Consider the following 21,774-nt stretch of genomic DNA (forward strand, 5'->3'; position numbering starts at 1 on the left):
AAGTAACTTCGATCGACGTCGCGAAGATGCTCGGCGTCTCTCAATCGACGGTATCTAGAGCATTCAGCCCGACTGCGAGTATTAGCGAGAAGAAACGCAAAATGGTGATGGATGCCGCAGCTAAGCTCGGATACACACCGAATGCCATCGCCCGAGGTCTGATTTCGAATCGTTCAGGCTTAGTGGCGATTGCGTTAGATAGCGAATCAAACCCAATGTACGACATGCAATCTCGTGCTTTGGCTGTCGAAATTCAAAAGCGTGGCGGACAAGTTGTGCTTTGCCCTATCGACAAGGACGACCTCGATCTCGCCATTTCACGCGCCATTGAATACCAAGTGGACGGACTCGTTATCGCCACCAGCCGTTTAACTTCACGCGCGTTTGCCCAATGCGAAAAGTTTGGCGTTCACTTAAGCTTGATCAACCGCTACGCCGAAGGCATTAATGCCAACAGCTCTGGTATTGATAACCGCTTGGCGGGCCAACAAGCAGCCGAGTATTTAACGCAGAAAGGCGCAAAACAGTGTGCTTACATCAGTGGCGATGCTGGCTCCATGACCAGTGAAGAGCGTTGGCTGGGTTTCTCTTCAAAATTGCAAGAACTCGGCTCCCCGTCACCAACCTTTATCCAAGCCAAGTACAGCTTTGAAGCAGGCTTAGAAGCGGCGAAAGCGATCTTGTCTCACACTAGCAAACCCGATGCGATTTTCTGTGCAAACGACATCTTAGCAATGGGCGTTATGGATGGCTTGCGACAAGCCGGAGCAAAGATCCCCCAAGACTTCTCTGTGATGGGTGTAGATAACATTCCGATGTCTGCATGGCCGAGCTATGATTTGACCACCATTGCTCAACCAGTCGACAAAATTGTTAAACGAGCGGTTGAAGATTTGATGAATCGAATCAACGGCAACCTGGATGCAACTGGCGAATACCTTTTCGAGCAAGGCACCTTGATCGAACGTAGTAGCACCATTTAATAAATCCATTTTTATTCATTCTTCATAAACAAAATGCCTTGCTTTCGAGTAAGGCATTTTCTGTGATCACGATTAAATTTTCACCAATCGTTATTTAATTCCTCATCAATTCATCAATCTTGTTATTGACTTGTTACTTTAATGTTTTATTTTGGATTCGTATGCAAAATGGATATGAATTGCTCAACTAATTTATAAAAACATAAAAAGTTGTGTGACTTGCCGACGAATGCCAATGGCAGGTCATACCAGAAACAAGGAAGAACGATGAAGAAAGTAATCCTGACTTCACTTACCGCACTGGGGCTTGCATTTAGCAGTATGAATACGTTTGCAACCAGTGTTATTCGTCTTGCTCATGACAGTCAAGAAACCTCTCCCGTACACAAAGCAATGCTCTATTTCGAACAAGAAGTGGAAGCTCGCTCAAACGGTGAGATAGAAGTTGAAATCTATCCGGCGAGACAACTAGGCGATGTGCGTGAGACGACTGAACTCGTACAGCAAGGCAACTTACAAATGACGTTTGGTGCGTCAGTTTTACTCTCTCCCTACGTCCCAGAGTTTAACGTGCTCGACGTGTTCTACCTTTTTGATAGCGAAGAGCAAGCACACAAAGCGCTCGACAGTGAGAAGATCGGACAACCATTGTTGAATGCTATGGAATCAAAAGGCTTTCATGGACTTGGCTTTATGGAGGTCGGCTTTCGTAGCGTGACCAACAACAAACAGCCAATTGATAGTATTGAGGACCTGAAAGGGCTAAAGATTCGCTCGGCATCTAACCCCACTCAAATAAGCGCGTGGAAATCTATTGGTACTGCGCCAACACCTCTGTCTTGGGGAGAAATTTTTACCTCGCTCCAACAAGGTCTGATTAACGCTCAAGAAAGCGGCATCTATTCAATTTATGCCGAACGCTTTTATGAAGCGCAGAAATACCTCTCTTTGACTAACCACATTTACACTAACTACGTGCTGTTCATGAACAAATCGTTTTGGGATTCACTGCCTGTAGAGCAACAGGCGCTGATCAGTGAAGTAAGCAAAGAAACCATCGCAAAACAGCGTGAGCTCGCCGCGCAGCAAAACCAAGAAGTAATCAAAGAGCTCGAAGCAAAAGGCATGACGGTTAACATCGTCCCAGACGAGGTACGCAGCATCATGAAAGAGAAAATGAATGCGGCCGTGTACCAGGACTTGCGCAGTAAAACGGGTAAAGACTTGTTTGACAACGTGATGGCCGAGATAGAACGCCTATAACTCCCACTCTTTTTCACGATCTGGCAACAGGTCGTGCTTTCTCGTTTTGGAGGTGAACATGAAGTGGTTTCGCTTACTAGGCAAATACCTAGAACCAACCCTTATCGTTATCGCGATCTCAACGATGACAACTTTACTGTGCTTGCAAATCGCCCTACGCCTGTTCGATGCAACGATCGCGTGGGCTGAAGAGCTGGCTCGTTATTTATTCGTATGGGCGATGTACCTGAGTATCAGCTATTGTATCCGAGATGATCGGCACATCCGCATTCGTGTGTTCATCGATAAACTTCCGGGCAATTGGACGCAATTCAGTTTGATTGTTTCTGATCTTATCTACCTTGCCTTTAGTGCCACTGTCGCCTGGTTTGGATTTAAGGTTATAAACCGCAGCCTGCAACTCGGTCAGATTGCACCCGCAATGGAAATTCCTATTGCGTGTTTGTATGCCTCTGTTTTAGTTTGCGCACTATTAAGCTGCGCGCGCCTAGTGACAAGCATTTATCAACGTGTGAACGCGTGCTCCACCAGCAATGAACGAGTTCGCTTTTCTCGCCAACGCTATCGCCATATCAAAGCAAAGTATCGTACTTCTAACCGACTATTGGAGTTTAACGCATGACGTCTGCACTTTTGTTTGGCAGCTTTGGTCTGCTTCTGCTCATTGGCGTTCCGGTCGGTATTGCTCTGGCGGCAGCCAGTATGGTCGCGATATTAAGCCTGCCATTCCTTAACATCGAGTTTTTAGTACAAGGCTTGGTGACAGGGCTCGACTCCTTCCCTCTCCTCGCCGTCGTTCTTTTTACCTTAGCAGGTAACCTTATGAGCCAAGGAGGGATCTCAAAACGATTATTGCATGTGGCGGAGGTCTTCTTTGGCCACTTTACTGGCGGGCTTGGTATCGTGGCCATTGTGGCGTGTATGTTCTTCGCATCCATCTCTGGAACAGGGTCTGCCACTGTTGCCGCTATCGGCCTGACGATGATTCCTTCGATGGTGAAGAAAGGCTACGACCGCAGCTTTGCAGGTGCTTTAATCGCGTCCTCCGGCGGAATTGGCGTCATTATTCCACCCTCTGTGGTGATGATCGTCTACGCGATCACAGCTGAAGTCTCGGTAACTAAGATGTTCATGGCGGGCATCATTCCTGGCTTGGTCGTCGGTATGGTATTGATCGGCTATTGTCTAATTGTCTCAAAATTGCGGGGCTACACAGGTAACGAGCGCAAAGCGACCTGGGCAGAGCGTCTTGATGCGCTAAAAGAAGCCAGTTGGGCAATGCTACTCCCCGTGATCATTCTCGGCGGTATCTATTCCGGTATCTTCACACCTACCGAATCAGCCGCCATTGGTGTGCTCTATGGCTTATTCTTTGGCATGTTTGTTTATAAAGAGCTCAAACCAGCGCAAGTTGTGAAAATCATTCTAGAGTCGTCACTGTTAGTTGGCGCAGTACTCGTCATTGTGGGTGCGTCCGTGACGTTTGGCCGCATATTGACCCTAGAACGTCTACCGACCGAGATTGCTCAGTTCATTCTATCGATTACTGAAAACAAACTTCTGATACTGCTTTGCATCAATGTCCTGTTGTTGCTTGTCGGTACCTTTATGGAAACGCTGGCAGCCATTGTTATTCTCACGCCAATTCTGTTACCCATTACGTCAGCACTCGGCATGGATCCCGTTCATTTTGGGATCGTGATGATCGTGAACTTGGCCATTGGCTTTGTTACGCCTCCTCTGGGTGCCAACCTGTTTATGGCAAGTCAGGTAGGCAAAGTGCCGATAGAGTCGCTCTCTAAAGCCATCATGGGTTGGATTGGTGCAATGATAGTGGCCTTGATGTTGATTACCTTCATCCCTGCCATCTCGCTATCATTACCTGCGCTTTTATCCTGATCGTTGCACTCATAGAGCGCTTATGACTGTTATAGCCACTAGATAAACACCTTTCTAGTGGCTTATTCGTTATCTACTTCCGATTTAATAAAAAAGCCTTTAAGCATTCGTATGCAAAGGGAAAATCTGAAAGATATTAGGATAATTGACACCAAAATAGCTGAATATTAGCGATAAAGTCTATTTGGGTGCCTTGATCTGCATGATTATCAGTTTTGGCTTAATCATTTGTTTCCATTCAAACAGATCAAAATAAATTAAGCGATTAAAAAACAATAAGATACTAGAAAATTCATACAAAAAACTTTGACCTCCTTTCTTATTAACACGTCTCGATAAGAGATAGCTTCCATCTCGCCTGTACTTTTTTAGTTTATTTTCCGCTCAATTGTTAAAAATCTGATCATCAGCACGCTATTTAAACAACCGAAAAACAATCCGTTGACAAAATGGCAACATGATATATTTTGAATACGTAATCAAAACATAATTCAAACATAATTATTCAATTACGGAGGTGATTTATGGCCATGGTTGGCTTCGATGAAAAGTGGCGTGATTTTCCCGACTACATTCTTGGTATCACAAAAGAGATTTGGGAAGACCGAGGTTTAAACACCTTAGAACACTACTACTCTCCCGACATTGTTGTGCGTACTCCACTCTCTATCGTTCAAGGAAACGAAGGGGTGATCAGTGCAACAATGGCGACACTGGCCGAGTTTCCCGATCGCACGCTATATGGCGAAGACGTCATTTGGTCAGGCACCCCGGAACAAGGCATGCTTTCTTCTCATCGAATCATCTCTACTGCAACACACAGTGGCAACGGCTTCTACGGGCAAGCCTCGAACCGCAAAATTCGTTTCCGTATTATCGCAGATTGCCACGCTATCAATAACCAAATCAATGACGAATGGTTGGTTCGCGATCAAGCCGATATCGCGAAACAACTGGGTATGACGTCAGAAGAGTTTGCACGCCAACAAATCGAATTTGAAGGTGGCGTGGAATCAAGCCCATTTCCGTTCACACCTGAAGTCGACATTCCTGGACCTTATTTGGGCGTAGGCAACGACAACGAATATGGTCAGCGCTATGAAGCAATTCTCAGAAGCCTTATGAATGCCGAGTTCTCTATAGTACCGAAAGAGTACGACCGCGCTTGCATCGGCGAATACACTGGAGGTCAAACTGCCCTATCACACTCGGAAGTCGATCATTTTTGGATGGCACTTCGCGCGTCTTTCCCAAATGCTCAATTTACCGTTCACCATCGTATTGGCCGAGATGACGACATGATGTCACCACGCGCTGCAATTCGATGGTCTTTGCACGGTAAGCATGAGGGATATGGGATGTTTGGTAAACCCTCAGGAAAAGAGGTTTACATCATGGGGATCAGCCACGCTGAGTTTGGCCCTTGGGGTCTTCGTCGCGAATTCACTTTGTTTGACGAGACCGCAATCTGGAAGCAAATCCTGCTTCAGCAAGGCTAACGGCTGACTAAACACTATTTATTAAAATCACAGACAGTAAGGAAGCAACATGTCACTCAACATCATCGAACAGTTCTACCAGAACTACTTCAAAGCCGCAGACAAAGAGCAAAAACAGGCCGCTCTGCAAGCTTTGAACCCTGACGTAAAATGGTGCGTGGCGCACCCTGTGAACGATCTTAATGGCCCAGATGCAACCCACGAATCTTTCCTCTCACCACTTGTTAATGCTTTACCTGATGCCGAGCGCCGACCAATGATTGTGATGCACGGCGAATACGAAGGCCGCACTTGGTACAACTCTACTGGTTACTTTATCGGTACGTTTGAACAGCCACTGTTTGGCATCCCTGCAACAGGGAAAACACTCTACTTACGTTACACCGAAATGGTGTGTGTGGAGAACGACCAAATCACCGAATCATATATGATTCCAGACTTCATCGATGCGATGAATCAAGCGGGAAGCAACCCTCTTAGAAAAAGCTTAGGCCACGATGGCTTAGTCCCTTCGCCTGCGACGTCAAACGGTATCCAACATTCTGTTGTGTCTCTGAAAGAAAGTGAGAAGAGCGCCCAATTAGTCGAAGATATGTTGTCTTGCTTGGGTCGTTTTGATGGTCAAGATCTCTTCTCGATGGATTTAGAAAACTACTGGCACAGTGACTTTATGTGGTACGGCCCAGCAGGTATTGGCACTACGCGCGGTATCAAAGGTTTCCGTAACCACCATCAAGCACCATTCGTGTTCGCCTTCCCTGATCGAAGTGTCGATATTGAGGTCAATTTTTTGGCCAAAAATGACTACGTATCCACAGGTGGCTGGCCACATATGCATGGTACTCACACGGGTCACAGTGGCTGGCTCGGTCTTGCTCCGACAGGAAAACACATCGAACTTCGCGTTATGGACATTTGGCGACGCGAAGGCGATTTACTGAAGGAAAACTGGGTGGCGATCGACATCGTTCATATCCTGCTGCAACTTGGATACGACGTATTTGCACAAATGAAAGAACAGTTAGAAGGACCTAATTATGCATGAGTTTGGCGCACTTAACTGGAGCATCCTTGGCGGATACATTGCCCTAACGCTAGTACTGGGTGCAGTAATCGGAAAGCGAGTCACTTCAGCTAGTCAATTCGCCTTGGGTGATAAGAGCATCCCTTGGTGGGCGATCGGTATTTCTGTCGTTTGTACTTACGTGAGTGCCATGTCGTTCCTTGGTGGGCCAGCTTGGTCTTACAAAGAAGGCCTGTCGGTTATCGCGATTCACCTCAATTATCCGCTGGTGATCTTCTTCATCGTGGCTGTGTTTATGCCGTTTTTCTACAACAACGGTTTAACCTCCATCTACGAGTATCAAGAACGACGCTTCGGTAAGGCTTCACGACTGACTTTGTCGTTTATCTTCCTTATCAAACAAGCATTGAGCTCGGCAGCCGTACTCTACGCGACAGCAATGATTTTAGAGTTCATTACTGGTATCGACGTGATGTACTGCATCATGATCGTCACTGCAATTGCCCTTATCTACACCGTAATGGGCGGTATCGCGGCTGTCATTTGGACCGATGTGATTCAAGCAGTAATCTTATTTATTGGCGCATTCATCATCATTGAAGCCGTTTGGAATGGCATGCCTGCTCCAATGACGGAGGTCATGGCAGAACTCAAAGCGAAAGGAATGACCGATGCCCTACAGACAAGTTTTGACCTAAGCCAAGTAACGACGGTATGGGCTGGTGTTATCGCAATGACGATGTTCCACACCACCGTGTATGGCGGTAACCAGATGATGGTACAACGATGTATGGCCGCGAAAAACATGGGCGATGCGAAAAAGGCAATGCTGATGATGGGCTACGTGGCCTTCTTTATTTACTTTGTCTTTATCTTGCTTGGCGTCCTGTTCAACGCTTATTACGACGGTAAAGAGTTCGAAAACGGCAACACCATCATTCTTCATTATGCGAGTGAATATGGAATGCCAGGCTTGATGGGCATCATTGCCGCTGCGATTCTGGCGGCAAGTATGTCGAGTCTCGATTCTGCGTTCAACTCAATGGCGACCGTTTCTGTGGCTGACTTTTACAAACGCTTCTACAAGCAAAACGAGTCGGAAGAGCATTACTTGAAGGTATCGCGTTTCTTCACGGTGGCGTGGGCGATTTTGGTCATCATTCCAGCGATCATGTTTGCCACCAGCACAGGCTCGGTACTGGAAGTGCTGAGTAAGGCAGGCTCTTACTTTGTCGGTGCGAGCTTCTGCATGTTTGTCCTTGGGTTCTACTCAAAACACATTACGGAAAAAGGCTTGTTGATTGGCGTTGCTGCTAGCTTCTTGGTGATTTGGTATGTAGCCGTCGCGACCGATATTGCGTGGCCTTGGTATTGCGTGATTGGCGTCCTTGTGAATGCCGTTGTCGCCTACGCCGCAAGCCTTCTCCTAACAGGCAAACAGGAAGAAATGCACCTTTACACAATTAAAGGCCAGCAAGCGGAGTACGCTCGTTTAAACAAGCCGATTAAGGAAGATGGATGGTACGTCATTCCTGGTAAAATCGATGCACCGTGTTATGGCTTGCTAGTAATGTTTGTATTCTCACTCGTGATGCTATGGGGAATCAACGCGTTTACCGACAACGCTCCTATGCTGATTAACTTTATGCGTGGCTGCTCTATTCTTGTCGCAACCGCTTGCATCGGATACATGGGGTATTCACTCCTCTCCCCGAAACGTAAAGTTGCAGTCAAACAAGCAAATTAATGTTCTTTACGTAGATACTGTACGTCCAACAAACGGACAGTATCTACGCACTAGAATCTAGTGCTAGCTCAAAGCAAACTAAATGGGTTAACCCACATTTTGCTTTTTAACACTCCAAAGCCATTATTCTACTTAGGATACCCCGTCAGAACATTTATGAATACGTACCTATTTATGCTAGTCTTATGACCTCAATTACTGGCAACTAAGTTTTATTCATGAAATCAATTAAACACGTAGTCACATCAAAAGATGTGGCAAAGATGGCAGGCGTCTCTCAATCTACTGTATCGCGCGTGTTTGTTCCGGGTAGCTCAGTATCCGAAAAGACCAAGCAAAAAGTCTTTGAAGCGGCTAAAGCCCTTAACTACCGCCCTAACGCCTTTGCACGTAGCCTGACCACAAACGAATCGAAATTGATAGGTTTAGTGTTTCCTGATGCGGATTACCCTATCCATATGAAAACAATGCAATTAATTTCCAGTGAGTTACAGAAAAAAGGTTATTCTGCCGTATTGATTCCATGGCAAGTGGATGAAGAAGAGGGCCACTCAATCCCAAATATCTTCCAGTATCGCGTCGATGGTGTCATTGCTGCTTCCGCAACCTTCAATAAGTCCCTTTATGAAGAATGTGAAGAGTTTAATATCCCAATTGTTCAATACGCACGAGTTGTTGAAGGTACTAGGAGTAGCTACGTTATCAGTGACAACTACGAAGCAGGCCAACAAGCCGCGCAACTTCTGCACAAAAGTGGCGTGAAGAACGCGGTTTATTTGACGGGAGAAGTGCCAACCTTTACGAATGACGAACGCCAAAGCGGCTTCTGCTCTGAATTTGAAGACCTAACCGGCAAGACGCCACGCATCATTGAAGCCAGCTATGACTACGCGAGCTCACTTGATAAAGTCCGTGCCATACTGGCAGACAAAAATCGGCCTGAAGCAGTGTTCTGTGCAACCGATAACCTTGCGATGGCGGTCATGGATATCGCCCGTATAGAATGCGGGTTGAGGATTCCTCAGGACTTACAAGTCATTGGTTTTGATAATATTCCTCAGACAGAATGGTTAAGCTATCAATTAACCACGTTCCGCCAGGATTTCCGTCGCCTCGCTCGCGAGTGCGTGAAGATCATTGTTGATCAAATTAATACGAAAAACGGCAGCCTAGTAAAAATGATGGTGCCAGTGAAGTTAATCGAGCGCCAGACAACAAAAGCTTAAATAGCTATAGCCAGCCATTCGGTTGGCTTTTTTATTTGCCTCTGACTCCCAAACGGCTCATTTAGTGTTGTAAGCATTAATGAACCCATGTATATTTATGAGCTATTACACTATATGAACCAAACAAAAAAAGGCTCATAATCCTTATGACCACGTATCTTTACACTCGTTATTCGCCAAAAAATCGAGCTTACCAAGAGCACCTTAATACTCTAAAAGCTTTTGCGCCCGAAGCTCAGCATTTTGAGGATAAGGTTCGTGGTTGCATGCCTCCAACCGAGAGAGAGGCATTCTTACGACTGCTCGATTCCGTCAGAGCTGGGGATACGATTGTGCTCTGGTGGCTGACCGCATTTGGTCGCGACTTTAGTCAAGCATTGAACACGATAAAAATGCTACTCGATAAAGGGGTAACATTGAAAACCGTATGTGAATCAATAACTTTTGAGCCAGTTTCTGTTCAAACTCAAACACTACTCACAGTGTTATCTGGATATGGGAAAGTGCAGACTGAACATCGCCTGTTTGCCGCAGAGCAAGGGCGACAGGCCATTAAAGAGCAGCCAGAATTATGGAAACAGAAGTTTCGCGGCCGCCCCGCAAACAAAACCAAACACCAACAGATCGCAACGTTACTGCTAGAAGGCTACACATTGCAAAACGTAGCAGAGCAATGCGAAGTCAGTCTATCGACTGTGAAGCGGGTCAAAGCAAAGCTAAATGAAGTGGATGACGAAGGCGGCTTAAGATCACGACGCCAAAAAGGTTGTTTGAATGGAGACCAGTCATGAGTCGCCCAATCAACTTTCATACTATACTACTCGCCTGTCTTATTATTAGCGTTGGCCAGTTGAGCATGGGGCTAGTCATGCCCTCTTTGCCATGGATAGCAAAAGACTTTTCCATCTCCCTCGACCAAGCTCAACTACTTGTGAGTATTTATTTGCTCGGCTTTGGCCCCTCTCAATTTATCTACGGGCCAGTGTCAGATGCTTTAGGACGAAAAAGAGTATTACTTACCGGTTTACTCATCGCGATGTCTGGTCTGCTGATGATTATTTTCTTCAGTGACACATTTACAGGGATGGTGATGGGGCGCTTTTTACAAGGGTTAGGTACAGGATGCTGCGCGGTACTCGCGAGGGCGTCGACTCGAGATAGATTTAGCGGGGATGAACTCCCAGTGGCAATGTCTTACATCGCCATGGCGGCTTCAATCACGCCACTTATTGCACCTGTGATTGGCGGCTTTATCAACTTCCACTTCGGTTGGAGTATGGTGTTTATTTCTCTGTTGGGCTATGTCTCGCTGGCCTGGGTAATCATCGCCTTTAAGTTCACAGAAACCATCGCAAAACGTTCTGTCATTCCGTCACCCCGAAAAATGTTGCTCCAATACAAGAGCTTACTTACGTCTCGTTACTTTATGAGTTTCGCCAGTATCAGTTGGTTAAACTTCAGCTTAATGATTACGACAGTCTCTGTGATGCCATTTATCATGCAAGATCAAATTGGCATGACCTCCGCTCAATATGCGATGTGGGCACTCATTCCCGCTTTGGGTATGTTATGTGGTACCACGATTTGTAACCGAGTAAGGCCAATTATTGGCAATAAGAAAATGCTGCTCTGCACCCCATTTCTTCACCTCGCTGCAGCAATATGGTTATTTTTCTGCCCTGTTGAGCCTCTATTTCTGATGCTAGGACAGCTATTAATGATCTTGGGTAATGGTATTGCCCTACCTTGTGCACAAGCGATGGTAATGCAACCTTATAAAAAGCAAGCAGGTGCCGCAGCGGCAATGTCTGGTGGTGGACAAATGGTCGTCTCCTCATTGGTCAGCTTAGCTCTGGTGCAGCTTGGATTGAGTCAAGCATGGCATCTAGCGATCGTTATCGTAATATTTGCATCGCTTACCTTCACCAACATTCAACGTGGCTTCAGTGCAGAGCAACCTTCAGAACGATAACAAAAAACATACTATTGTCCTTATAGTTACGACAAATCGTATAAACTTAAATTTAGGAAAAGTTGGCGGATACTAACATGATGTTGCATTTAAGAATTGGCGCCTTAACACTCGCCACATTGATATCCGCTGGTACTGACGCGAGCGCCAACGAGAACTGGCAGTTCGAGCGTGACAAGAATGGAATCACAATTTACTCCCGAGAACATAGTAACGGTTTAGTTGAGATCCGTGCTCGGATGTTCACACCCACCAGCTATGGTGCATTTTTAACGCTACTGGAAGACAGTGACAATATCCCGAACTGGATTGACAATGCCAGTCATAGCCGGGTTTTAAATCAAATATCGGCCACCGAGAACATCGTTTACACCCAGTTTAAAGCGCCATGGCCTGCCAAAAATCGGGATATGGTCACCTACTCAAAGTACTGGGTCGATGAGCTGGGATTCACGATAGAAATCAAAAGCGCACCTGACTCATATCTTGCTGAACAAAATGGTTATGTTCGAATTCGCTCGGTTGATGCGACTTGGGAGTTACAAAAACTCACAAACGATACAACACTCGTGGAATACAAGGCGTTTGCTGATCCCGGAGGTCTATTGCCAAACTGGCTGATCAACAAACTTTCAAAAGAAAGTGCATGGGCGACATTTAGTAACTTAAGAAAAGAGTTACCTGAATATCAGCAATACTCTCATCCTCAAATAGATGAGTAAGCGTCGCTCTTCCCACTCGCTTTTTAATGCGGTACATAATAGTAAATTACCACCTTCTAAAGAAGGTGGCTTTGTGTGAGCCCCCTAAAAGGGGGCCTTTGTTTAGTCCAGCGCCAATTGCTGCTGCTCTACTCGCTCTTGCTTCTCTTGATGTCTTACATATCGGCGTATTATTTCTTCATTGATTCCAACACTATCGACAAAATAGCCTCTTTGCCAAAAGTGATTACCCCAAAGCCTGTTCTTCCTAAGGTGAGGAAACTTGCTAAATAGCTTTAAGGCTATTTTGCCTTTCAATACCCCCATCAACTTGGATATCGAAAGCTTTGGTGGGACCTTTACAACTAAATGTACGTGGTCAACTTGTACGTTTAGCTCTACGACTTCACATCCAAGTTGATTACAGTAAACATAAATACATCGATAAACTTCTTTACCTATATTGTTCTTCAAGATCCTAAATCGATACTTTGGCGTCCACACTATATGGTATTGACAACGCCAAAATACGTGGGAAGCTTGATTGTATCTACTCATGTTATTTGTCCTCTTTGACTTCTGGAAAAATCAAAGACGCATTTAGCATGAGTAGTTTTACAGGCAAAGCCGAAACGGATGATAACCACCTACTGAAGTAGGTGGTTTAGGGCTGAAAACAAAAGGCGGCATATGCCGCCTTTTTCTACTCAATGTGTTACTGTTGTGCAACCGTTACAGGTTTAGTTGCACCACGGTAATCAAACTCAAAACCAATACCTTGGTCTGTCACGTCCATCGTCATACCACCAACAAGCTCGCCTTGTAAGCTTTTGACAACATCATCCGGAACCGGCTCCCCAGTGATTGACGACGCACTCTCTAACACTTCCAAAATACGCTCTGAATCAAAATCAAAGCTGAACAAGCCATTTGGAGAAAGTGATTGCGCCATCACTTCTTTGCTTGCTTCCGCAGCACTATCACCACTGTAAAGGGTGAAATGGTTTTCGTTTAGACGAGCAAACACGTCCACCTTCATGCCAGTATGCATTTCTAATAGGTCACTGACATTAACAGGTTGGTTATCCGGTTGAATTTGCAATTGAGCAAGTTCAGGAACGAACATTTGCGCAGTTTGAATAAGCATCATTGGATCATTGGCAGAAAGAGACAACATACCATCTAGCTGGCTAAATACTTCACCATGCTGAGCATTAGTATCTACTTTGATATCAAACATTTGCAGGCTTAACCCTTTGAGGCCGTTAACCATGCCTGACCCCATGCTTACAGCGGCTGCTGGATTCTGGCCACCCATCTCTTGCTGCATTTGCGTCAATAAAGAGCATTGGTATTGAGGCTGAGTCAAGTCAGCCCAAATCTGACCAATCGATGGCGCTAGCGTATTAATGTCTAAACCAAGCGCCATACTAAAGAAACTCTTATCACTTTTAGACTCTGCCAATACACCACGAATCGACTTGAGCGCATCTAGAATCACTTTATTGTTGGACTCAACAACAAAAGAACCTTTAATGAACGCCTGATCGCCTTTCATCTTGTATTCTGCAAACGCGACGGACTGAGGCCAGTTTTCTGCAACTTGAGTAAGCTCAGTATGGCAGGCTGGTGAACGCATTTCCTCAATAGTTGGTTCAGGATCTATTGCATCCAACGTGCTGATTTGACGAGCAAACATATTGCCATCTTTCGTCGTCAAACCTTTAATCACTTCGCGATGATCAAAGTAACCAAAAGAGTTGTTGTTTTCACCGTATTTGGCTTGCAACGCCTCAAGGCGTCCACTGTCAGCAATATTTTGACTTGGTGCTTCAAGCCCTAGTGCCATTTTAATCGGGTTTTGAACGCCCAGTTGCGGAACATCAATCGTTAACGTAAGCACGTTATCAACCACGGCTACAACCAAGCCAATACCGTCCTGCGGGTCAATTGAATCAGTCATCTCGTAACGACGATACTCGACTTCACCAAGCTTAACCAACTCATGCTTAGCGCCGCTCATCTGCTCTTCATGATCCAGTGTTTTCCATAACGCGGCAGGGTCTTCAATATCCACTTTGTACACCGGTACCATACCAATTGTGTACAACACAGGATTAATGTTTTCCCCGGTGCCCAAATAAGCTTTTAATGTTTCTGGCGACGCAGCACTCTCTAGGTACCCATCGAATAAGTTAACTGCAAACTGCTGTTGTGGAGACAGTGGTTCATCGGCAAAAAGTTCTGCAATCGAGCCTTGGTTCGCCGTACCGAATGCGTTCATATATTTATAATGGTTAAAAGGTTCAGTCTGATACGTCACCATAAGTGAATCTGCAGGAACTTGCGTTAACAGTGAGCCTGCATCACTTGCGGTAGTATTGTTTTGGTACAGGTAGCCAGCGCCCCCTGCAGCTGCGACCACTGCTGTAGCCAATAGTAGTTTTTTCACGACCAACTCCGTTGTCATAGTTATGTGTTCCTAAACGAAATGTAACGCTTAGGTTTAAAGCCAATGAATAGTGCTTTATATCAACCGCTATCATAAACAAGTTATCGATGTAATGAATGTCGGTTTGATAAATTATCCAACATTTATAAGGCAAACCGTGAAGTAAGTTGAATTGCGTGCGGATGCTATTGGCAATATTCACAATCCAATTTCTCGGATAACCGCCTTAAAAATCATAATATTCAGTTAAATGAAGCGATTTGGAGTAATTACGACCAAAATCAGCAGAATATTAAATCTTTATTGAGTCTTTTATCTAATATCTGAAAACGCCTCACGACCTGACACTTCTTTCCAATTTGCCTCTGGCGGTCCCTACTCGTTTTCCTTACATTCCTACTAACTCAGTGACGAGACGTATACCAAATACGAGCAATAGAAGACGATGAAAGACCAGTTGACGATCTCTATATCAACTATCAATGGCTCAAGACATTGGTACTTCAGTAAAAGGATGCAACGCAACATAAAAACGTTTTTCGTTTTTTTTGTTGTTGCTCTGGCCGCGACCGTAATCTTAATTCATCACTTGTACACTCGCGTTGATAATGCAGCGTTAAAACAAGCTGAATTGACAGAGCATTCACGCACCATGGGTGAAGAACTCAGCACACTGAAAACACTTAAATCAGAGCTAGAAAATGACCTTTCAGAACGTGAAGAACGGGTACAACTTGTTTCGGAACGTTTGGGTGAATTAGAGAAAGTGCTTGGGGTTGGAGAACATACCTCGACAAATAACTTGGATGCTAGGCTCGATGCAGCGGCGATAACCTCAAACGTTCGCATGGTGTTATTAAACCAAATACCAAGTGGCTCTCCAGTCGGCAACGTACGGCTATCTTCCGGATTCGGTAAGCGTATCCATCCGGTGACAAAAGTTGCCAAGATGCATCGTGGGCTCGATTTTGCCGTAAATATCGGCACCAAAATTTATGCCCCTGCCGATGGGGTAGTGGAAGTCACCCGCCGCAGTAATAAAGGCTCTGGTAACTTCCTCAGGCTGCAACATTCTTTCGGTTTTTCGAGTTCTTATTCGCACTTGAAAGCGTTCAAAGTAAAAAGTGGTCAGTTCGTCAAAAAAGGGCAGCTGATTGCAATTTCCGGCAACAGTGGGCTCTCTTCTGGCCCTCACCTGCATTACGAGGTGCGATTTGTTGGGCGAGCACTGAATCCGAAACCATTTGTCGATTGGAGCCTTAATGATTTCGAAGACATTTTTACTAAGGAGCGAAGAATACGATGGGAATCTTTAATCAAAACAGTGGAACAACGAGTAGCTCAGCAGCTTCAACTCTCATCGCCAAAGGCTGTTCTCTTAGCGGAGAACTCAAAGTAGAAAACGATGTCCAGATTGATGGCATCGTCGATGGTCAAATTAACGTGGAAGGCACTCTCGTTGTCGCAGAAAGCGGGCGAGTAAACGGTGAAATCTACGCTAAACAGCTGATCATTAACGGCATGATGGACGGAAACTGTCACGCAGAACACATTCAAGTGCTTGCCAAGGGACGCGTAAGCGGTAGGATCTGGAGCAATAACCTCAGCATTGAACCTGGTGGCAAATTCTTTGGTGAAGCAGCCGAATTACCTGAAAAGGAAGTGGTAACGTTAAAGGGTAAGGCTCAAGACAGTGCGATCACAAAAGAAAACAACACCAACAATGAAAAGCGACTTGCGCGTAAATCAGCATAAAACGCTTTGATTAAAGTGCTTAAAAAAGACGGCTTTCACGCCGTCTTTTTTATTACTATTGCCACGATTTTCGTCAGAAACTACGTGATTATTCGGCCGGATTTAAAACCATCACCGAGCGTTTTGCTTGTGGACCAAAAGCTGATTTTGCATGCGCTTTCACTTCATCTAACGTCACACTTTTAGCCACTTTCTCAACGTCAAGTAACACATCGACGCCGTAATCATGCACCAAATAACGAGTATATGCCCATGATCTCTGTGCTGGGTTGTCATCCAATCCTTGCATCGCGACTGCCAATTGTTTCGCGGCCGTATCCACTTCTTTTTGGGTAATATTTGATGCTAAATCATCAAACACTTTGCCCAGTTTACTCTCTAAAAGTGCCACGTCTTCGGGCTCGACTTGAGACTCCAAGAGCCAATCAGAGATGGGTTCGCGATCTTGTGTCATGGTGTAAATGCTCGGGCTGTAATCAAGGCTAGACTCTTCTCGCACAATATCCAAAACACGTGCATTACTAATACGTTGCAAAATATCTTCGATAACCGTGTCTCTTGCCGTACGTTGGTAATCGCTCGTATTAGTCAAACGCATTACATACAACGATGAAGGTTCATGCCCATCCGCAACCACAGTTCGCTCCGGCACTTCCGGGTTAAACGCAACGTGATAATCAATCGAACGACTCGGTTTCATTTCGATAGAGGCCACATACTTACGCAAAAGTGGTGTAATTTCTTCCGGCTCTACGTTTGCAACAATAACCATCTTAAAACCATCATTGGTTTTGAAAAGTTGCTCATGCACCGCTAGTATCTGCTCGGAAGTCACTTGTTCAACATCATCACTGGACACTATACGATGACGACTACCCGGCAAATAAGAATTGCCGTTTGCTTTTTGAATCAGTTTTCCCATCGGTGATTCAAAAAAAGCGCCGCTCTGCTGTTTAAACTCTTGCTTCGCTGCCGCCATCTGGCGCTCGTCGACTTTAATCTCCGTCGCTAGGTTGTATAGTCCATTCAAAGCATCAGTTAGGTGCGTATTTGGCGCCGTAATTTGTGCTCCGTGACTGGTCGCATCAAGCATCGCGCCAAGCGCAATGTTGTTTTTGCGTAAGTAGCTATCTAGCTCTGAACCAGAAAATGCCCCTAACCCACTGCGTATTGCCGTTGTTGCTGCGATTTCATAAGCGGCATACAACGTCGGATCAACAGCGGCTTTACCACCTTGGCTCGCATAGTAAATATACGCTCGACCACCCGCTTTAGTATCTTTTTGGAACCACACTTCGATACCGTTTGATAGCGTATAGACTTGAAAACCACCCGCTTCCTGACGCATGCTCGTGATGCTGCCTTCCTGGGTAGGCTTTAAGAATCCATCCACTTTGTCATACATCTCTAACGGTTTTTCGCCAGTTTGAAGATAGGCACTGTTTAGAGCGGCAAATACACCATTGAACTGTTCTGACGTTTCGCTTTTCCCCAAACCAATAAAAAAGCTTGGCTGCTGACATAACAAAGCCGCCAATTGTGTGTTAATGCTCTCTAAATTCTCGTTGTTGATGAATTCTGCCAAACTCTGGGCATAATTCTCTTTTGATTGGCTGACACTGTCTTGTCCAATTTGAAAAACACGTGCTTCTGCGTAACTGTTTGGCTTACGCTGACTCCAATCTGAATCAATATTTGCAAGTTCACCTTGCCAATTTGACATAACGCTATCTAACTCGGATTGAGTCGCACCATAATCTCTCAACGACGCCAAGGTACGAATGAAAGTCTGGTGCATTTGTTCGCGGCGATCTGGTGCAAACGAAATCCCTGCCGACATCATACGCTGATAGTTAGAGTAATAGGGCTCTGCATAAGCGTATTGAAAAGGTTCAGCGGCATCACTGAGTACACGGATCAAACGCTGTTGAATGAGTTGTGTTGCGACTTCATCACGCCACACTTCATGTTGTTGCTCAATCGTCGTGCCGCCACTTAGACCACGCTCAATCACTAAATGAAGACTTGGTGATTCCATCGTGTTACTTGGCAAGATTCTGTTTTCGTTGTTCACTCGAATATCACGGCGCTTCTCTATTACCGTATCCGAGGTACTTTCCCAGTTCGAGAACTTGCTTTTGATAATCTTGGACAGTGAATCTACGTCGATATTACCAGTCACAATCAACTCGGCATTTTGTGGCTGGTACCATTTGTCGTAAAACGCCTTTAACTTACTCGAGGAAGCGTTTTGAATCGCTTCGCGAGTACCAATTGGGTCATGCTCACCATACATAGTGCCTTCAATCGAGGCTTGGTAAGCATGCATAGAAAAGGACTTATCATCCGGATTAGCACGTCGCCATTCCCCAAGAATCACCCCTTTTTCTTTCTCTACTTGCTCAGGAGCAAACTCAAGTCCGTTACCGATATCTCTCATCCACTTCAGGGCATCTTCTAGCTTCGTATTATTCGCAAGGTCAAGCTGGTAAGACGTTTGCTGATAGGTGGTAAACGCGTTGATATCTGCGCCAAAACTGCCGCCAGATTGCTCAAAAAGCTTAACAACGTCATTGCCGGTAAAGTGTGTGCTGCCATTAAATGCCATGTGCTCAACGAAGTGAGCGTAGCCTTTTTGATTGGCTTCTTCTTGGAACGAACCAATGTGCATCACCAAACGAACCGAAACTTCTTGGTCTTGAGTTGGATAGATGTGGTATTTCATTCCATTGGATAGCTGATTAACGTGCCAGTTGGCATCAGGCTGAATCGGCGTGGATTGTTGTGTCAGAGCACACCCTGACAACAATAACGCGGGGACTAACAATATACTGCGCATAACTATTGTCCATAACTATGATTAAGCCGATCAATATAATCCTCGTTCCATGACCTTCACATTTTTAATGGATTATTTACTACTCAAATGTGATCTTTATCACTATTTAATGAAATCAATTATCATTTACAAAACACGACAAATCCTTACTTTACAAATACATAAAACAAGCCGCTCTCGTATTAGATTCTTATTTCTTATAAAGCTCAAATTCGCGACATAGCGCCAGTATTTATTTTGAGCAGTAAAATATAATCAATCGATGATTTCGGCGTCAAAACCGCTTTTCAGCGACGACGCCGGATCATATACGAATGAAAATAACCAATAACAAACTACCCCGCGCTTTTAGGTCAATGGGCATTAAGCCCGACACTTAACGCCGCTTGGGTACAAAAAATCTATTAATCGCTGCTATGTTCAAAAATTTATCACTGAAGAATAAACTGGCTATCTCGGCCAGTGCTGCCATCATCCTTGGGGGCGTGTTAGTCGAAGGCTTGTCTTTTCGAGATTCGTTACAACGGTTGGATGCGGAAGTTGCCCAGCGTCTGGAAAGCACCAGCGCGTCATACAACCAGTACGTAAGTGATTGGCTACTCTCTAAAGAGCGAGCACTCACCTCCCTTTCTGCTGAGTCAGAAAAACGAGCCATCGTGACGCACTTGAAGCAGGTACGAGATTCTGGCGCGTTCGATAACGTCTTCCTCGCTTACCCAGACGGCTCACAAAACAACGCCAATGGGGTGATTTTACCGCCAGGCAATAATGACCCTCGCAAGTGGGGCTGGTACACCAACGCCATTGCCAATCCATCGAAAGTCTTTATGGATAACCCGACCGTTGCTGCTGCAACTGGTGCGAATGTGGTGTCGCTCGGTAAGGCGTTACAACTGCACGGCCAAACAACTGTACTGGGTGCAGATGTCGAAATTGGAGATATTTTAAACAGCCTCAACCAAGTGATCCTACCGGGTGAAGGCTACATGTTTATTGCCAACGATCAGGGCAATATTTTCACCCATAACGACAGCAAGCTCCTAAACCAACCAGTTAGCAAACTGGGCTTAAACAACAACGACATCACCAACGCTGCACGCTCAGGCACTGAACGTCGCGTATCGATCAGCGGCACCGATTATGTGATTTATGCGCGTCCAATTGAGGGCACCAAGCTCACGACGGTAACTGTGTTGGATCACAACTCGTTGGTTGCACCACTTTACGATGCCGTTTGGGATCAAATTATCGCGACGGCTATCGTGGTTATCATCTGTGTGGCGCTGTTTAACCTGCTATGTAACATCTTGTTCCGCCCACTCTACAACGTTTCGAATGCGCTTTCGCAAATCGCTAACGGTAGCGGCGACTTGACTCAACGCATCAAAGTAGAAAACCGTGACGAAGTTGGTGAGCTGGCTGAAAACTTCAACCAGTTTGTCGAAAGTTTACAGCAGCTTATAGGTCACATTCGTCACCAAGCGGAAGAGCTAAGCCAACAATCAGAACTGAGCACGACTCGCGCGAATCAGTCGGTTTCTGATCTGAACCATCAGCAACAAGAAATTACTATGGTGGCGACCGCTGTGACTGAAATGGCATCGGCAACGCAAGAGATTGCAGCGCATGCAGAGCAGACGGCTAAAGCCGCTCAAGACTCTTCAGCGAGCACACAAAATGGTCATGAATTGGTGATCAACTCCAAGTCGTCCATCAACAATTTGTCTTCTGAAGTCAACCAAGCGAGCGTTGTCATCGGCGAGCTCAACCAGCACGCGCAAGACATCTCAACCGTGCTATCAACGATTCGAGACATCGCAGAGCAAACCAACTTATTGGCTCTGAATGCGGCGATTGAAGCGGCGCGTGCAGGTGAACAAGGTCGCGGTTTTGCCGTAGTTGCAGACGAGGTTCGCGTGCTATCACAACGCACACACACCTCAACCGAAGAGATTCGCTCGACGATCGAGACTTTGCAGCAAACCACACAACGCGCTGTGACCATCATGGATAAAAGCTCCCAGCTCGCGCAAGGTTCGGTAGAAGATGCTGATCGCGCAGCACTGGCTCTGGATGAAATCAACGCGGCCGTTGCGCTGATCAGCGATATGGCAACACAAATCGCGACCGCAGCCGAAGAGCAAACGCACGTAACCAATGAAATCACACAAAACGTCACGTCCATTAAAGATGTGACCGATCACTTGGTGATTGGTGCCGAAGAATCGATGAATCAATCTGCTGAGCTGAAATCGCAAGCCGAGGATCTCAACTCGAAAGTGGCAACGTTTAAACTGGCTTAAGCGCCACGTTAGAAACGCTCTTAAAAACAACAAACCCCGCTAGTAACTGAGTTGCTAACGGGGTTTGTTTTTATGGCTCAGCGTTTTAACTGCAGATAGCTTTCGAAAGAC

17 protein-coding genes are annotated in these 21,774 nt (G+C 45.6%); 14 read left to right on the plus strand and 3 right to left on the minus strand.

What is annotated here, in order from left to right:
* The first annotated feature begins 26 nt into the window (after positions 1-26).
* From UQW94_RS05055 to UQW94_RS05105, 11 genes are all read left to right on the plus strand, one after another.
* Positions 27-983, plus strand: a complete 957-nt coding sequence (locus UQW94_RS05055; RefSeq protein WP_025768661.1) for a LacI family DNA-binding transcriptional regulator — start codon at positions 27-29, stop codon at positions 981-983.
* Between the two features lie 267 nt (positions 984-1,250).
* On the plus strand, positions 1,251-2,246 hold the full coding sequence (locus UQW94_RS05060) for a TRAP transporter substrate-binding protein (protein ID WP_171344789.1): 996 nt from the start codon (positions 1,251-1,253) through the stop codon (positions 2,244-2,246).
* Between the two features lie 58 nt (positions 2,247-2,304).
* Entirely contained in the window at positions 2,305-2,868 is a 564-nt protein-coding gene (locus tag UQW94_RS05065; protein ID WP_054574865.1) for a TRAP transporter small permease, read from the plus strand.
* Complete coding sequence (locus tag UQW94_RS05070; RefSeq protein ID WP_054578612.1) at positions 2,865-4,145, plus strand: TRAP transporter large permease; 1,281 nt, start codon at positions 2,865-2,867, stop codon at positions 4,143-4,145. The genes UQW94_RS05065 and UQW94_RS05070 overlap by 4 nt, the downstream gene beginning before the upstream one ends.
* Positions 4,146-4,669: 524 nt before the next feature.
* Complete coding sequence (locus UQW94_RS05075; protein ID WP_213871304.1) at positions 4,670-5,644, plus strand: ester cyclase; 975 nt, start codon at positions 4,670-4,672, stop codon at positions 5,642-5,644.
* Positions 5,645-5,693: 49 nt separating this feature from the next.
* Positions 5,694-6,689, plus strand: a complete 996-nt coding sequence (locus tag UQW94_RS05080; RefSeq protein ID WP_262647319.1) for an ester cyclase — start codon at positions 5,694-5,696, stop codon at positions 6,687-6,689.
* Positions 6,682-8,415: a sodium:solute symporter family transporter gene (locus UQW94_RS05085; protein ID WP_206970575.1), complete on the plus strand. Its 1,734-nt coding sequence runs from the start codon at positions 6,682-6,684 to the stop codon at positions 8,413-8,415. The genes UQW94_RS05080 and UQW94_RS05085 overlap by 8 nt, the downstream gene beginning before the upstream one ends.
* Positions 8,416-8,633: 218 nt before the next feature.
* On the plus strand, positions 8,634-9,641 hold the full coding sequence (locus UQW94_RS05090; protein ID WP_322142050.1) for a LacI family DNA-binding transcriptional regulator: 1,008 nt from the start codon (positions 8,634-8,636) through the stop codon (positions 9,639-9,641).
* A gap of 146 nt (positions 9,642-9,787) precedes the next feature.
* A complete protein-coding gene (locus UQW94_RS05095; RefSeq protein WP_322142051.1) occupies positions 9,788-10,432 on the plus strand; it encodes a recombinase family protein in 645 nt (214 codons plus the stop codon).
* Positions 10,429-11,613: a multidrug effflux MFS transporter gene (locus tag UQW94_RS05100; RefSeq protein ID WP_213867928.1), complete on the plus strand. Its 1,185-nt coding sequence runs from the start codon at positions 10,429-10,431 to the stop codon at positions 11,611-11,613. The genes UQW94_RS05095 and UQW94_RS05100 overlap by 4 nt, the downstream gene beginning before the upstream one ends.
* Before the next feature lie 77 nt (positions 11,614-11,690).
* Positions 11,691-12,335 carry an START domain-containing protein gene (locus tag UQW94_RS05105; RefSeq protein WP_213869922.1) on the plus strand — a complete coding sequence of 215 codons (645 nt, stop codon included), beginning with the start codon at positions 11,691-11,693 and terminating at the stop codon, positions 12,333-12,335.
* Positions 12,336-12,437: 102 nt separating this feature from the next.
* On the opposite strand, the gene tnpA is transcribed toward UQW94_RS05105, so the two are convergent.
* Positions 12,438-12,872, minus strand: a complete 435-nt coding sequence (tnpA, locus tag UQW94_RS05110) for an IS200/IS605 family transposase (RefSeq protein ID WP_017633711.1) — start codon at positions 12,870-12,872, stop codon at positions 12,438-12,440.
* Positions 12,873-13,029: 157 nt separating this feature from the next.
* Positions 13,030-14,784, minus strand: a complete 1,755-nt coding sequence (locus UQW94_RS05115) for a hypothetical protein (RefSeq protein WP_206970572.1) — start codon at positions 14,782-14,784, stop codon at positions 13,030-13,032.
* 427 nt (positions 14,785-15,211) lie between these two features.
* Between UQW94_RS05115 and UQW94_RS05120 the strand changes: the two genes are divergently transcribed.
* Both UQW94_RS05120 and UQW94_RS05125 read left to right on the plus strand, forming a co-directional pair.
* A complete protein-coding gene (locus UQW94_RS05120) occupies positions 15,212-16,165 on the plus strand; it encodes a M23 family metallopeptidase (protein WP_005374721.1) in 954 nt (317 codons plus the stop codon).
* On the plus strand, positions 16,069-16,521 hold the full coding sequence (locus UQW94_RS05125; RefSeq protein WP_080773744.1) for a bactofilin family protein: 453 nt from the start codon (positions 16,069-16,071) through the stop codon (positions 16,519-16,521). The genes UQW94_RS05120 and UQW94_RS05125 overlap by 97 nt, the downstream gene beginning before the upstream one ends.
* Positions 16,522-16,609: 88 nt before the next feature.
* Here the strand turns inward: UQW94_RS05125 and UQW94_RS05130 are convergent, their stop codons facing one another.
* Complete coding sequence (locus UQW94_RS05130; protein WP_322142052.1) at positions 16,610-19,360, minus strand: M16 family metallopeptidase; 2,751 nt, start codon at positions 19,358-19,360, stop codon at positions 16,610-16,612.
* A 416-nt stretch (positions 19,361-19,776) separates the two neighbouring features.
* Here UQW94_RS05130 and UQW94_RS05135 point away from each other — a divergent pair, with 416 nt between their 5' ends.
* A complete protein-coding gene (locus tag UQW94_RS05135) occupies positions 19,777-21,663 on the plus strand; it encodes a methyl-accepting chemotaxis protein (protein WP_015313668.1) in 1,887 nt (628 codons plus the stop codon).
* Positions 21,664-21,774 lie beyond the last annotated feature (111 nt).

The organism is Vibrio sp. PBL-C16 (assembly GCF_034321865.1).
Taxonomy (GTDB): Bacteria; Pseudomonadota; Gammaproteobacteria; order Enterobacterales; family Vibrionaceae; genus Vibrio; species Vibrio alginolyticus.

Coding starts and splice junctions, on each gene's coding strand:
- UQW94_RS05055 (WP_025768661.1), top strand. CDS start 27: ATGCTCGGCGTCTCTCAATCGACGGTATCTAGAGCATTCAGCCCGACT.
- UQW94_RS05080 (WP_262647319.1), top strand. CDS start 5,694: ATGTCACTCAACATCATCGAACAGTTCTACCAGAACTACTTCAAAGCC.
- UQW94_RS05130 (WP_322142052.1), bottom strand. CDS start 19,360: ATGCGCAGTATATTGTTAGTCCCCGCGTTATTGTTGTCAGGGTGTGCT.
- UQW94_RS05125 (WP_080773744.1), top strand. CDS start 16,069: ATGGGAATCTTTAATCAAAACAGTGGAACAACGAGTAGCTCAGCAGCT.
- UQW94_RS05100 (WP_213867928.1), top strand. CDS start 10,429: ATGAGTCGCCCAATCAACTTTCATACTATACTACTCGCCTGTCTTATT.
- tnpA (WP_017633711.1), bottom strand. CDS start 12,872: ATGAGTAGATACAATCAAGCTTCCCACGTATTTTGGCGTTGTCAATAC.
- UQW94_RS05115 (WP_206970572.1), bottom strand. CDS start 14,784: ATGACAACGGAGTTGGTCGTGAAAAAACTACTATTGGCTACAGCAGTG.
- UQW94_RS05085 (WP_206970575.1), top strand. CDS start 6,682: ATGCATGAGTTTGGCGCACTTAACTGGAGCATCCTTGGCGGATACATT.
- UQW94_RS05135 (WP_015313668.1), top strand. CDS start 19,777: ATGTTCAAAAATTTATCACTGAAGAATAAACTGGCTATCTCGGCCAGT.
- UQW94_RS05065 (WP_054574865.1), top strand. CDS start 2,305: ATGAAGTGGTTTCGCTTACTAGGCAAATACCTAGAACCAACCCTTATC.
- UQW94_RS05090 (WP_322142050.1), top strand. CDS start 8,634: ATGAAATCAATTAAACACGTAGTCACATCAAAAGATGTGGCAAAGATG.
- UQW94_RS05075 (WP_213871304.1), top strand. CDS start 4,670: ATGGCCATGGTTGGCTTCGATGAAAAGTGGCGTGATTTTCCCGACTAC.
- UQW94_RS05095 (WP_322142051.1), top strand. CDS start 9,788: ATGACCACGTATCTTTACACTCGTTATTCGCCAAAAAATCGAGCTTAC.
- UQW94_RS05070 (WP_054578612.1), top strand. CDS start 2,865: ATGACGTCTGCACTTTTGTTTGGCAGCTTTGGTCTGCTTCTGCTCATT.
- UQW94_RS05120 (WP_005374721.1), top strand. CDS start 15,212: ATGAAAGACCAGTTGACGATCTCTATATCAACTATCAATGGCTCAAGA.
- UQW94_RS05060 (WP_171344789.1), top strand. CDS start 1,251: ATGAAGAAAGTAATCCTGACTTCACTTACCGCACTGGGGCTTGCATTT.
- UQW94_RS05105 (WP_213869922.1), top strand. CDS start 11,691: ATGATGTTGCATTTAAGAATTGGCGCCTTAACACTCGCCACATTGATA.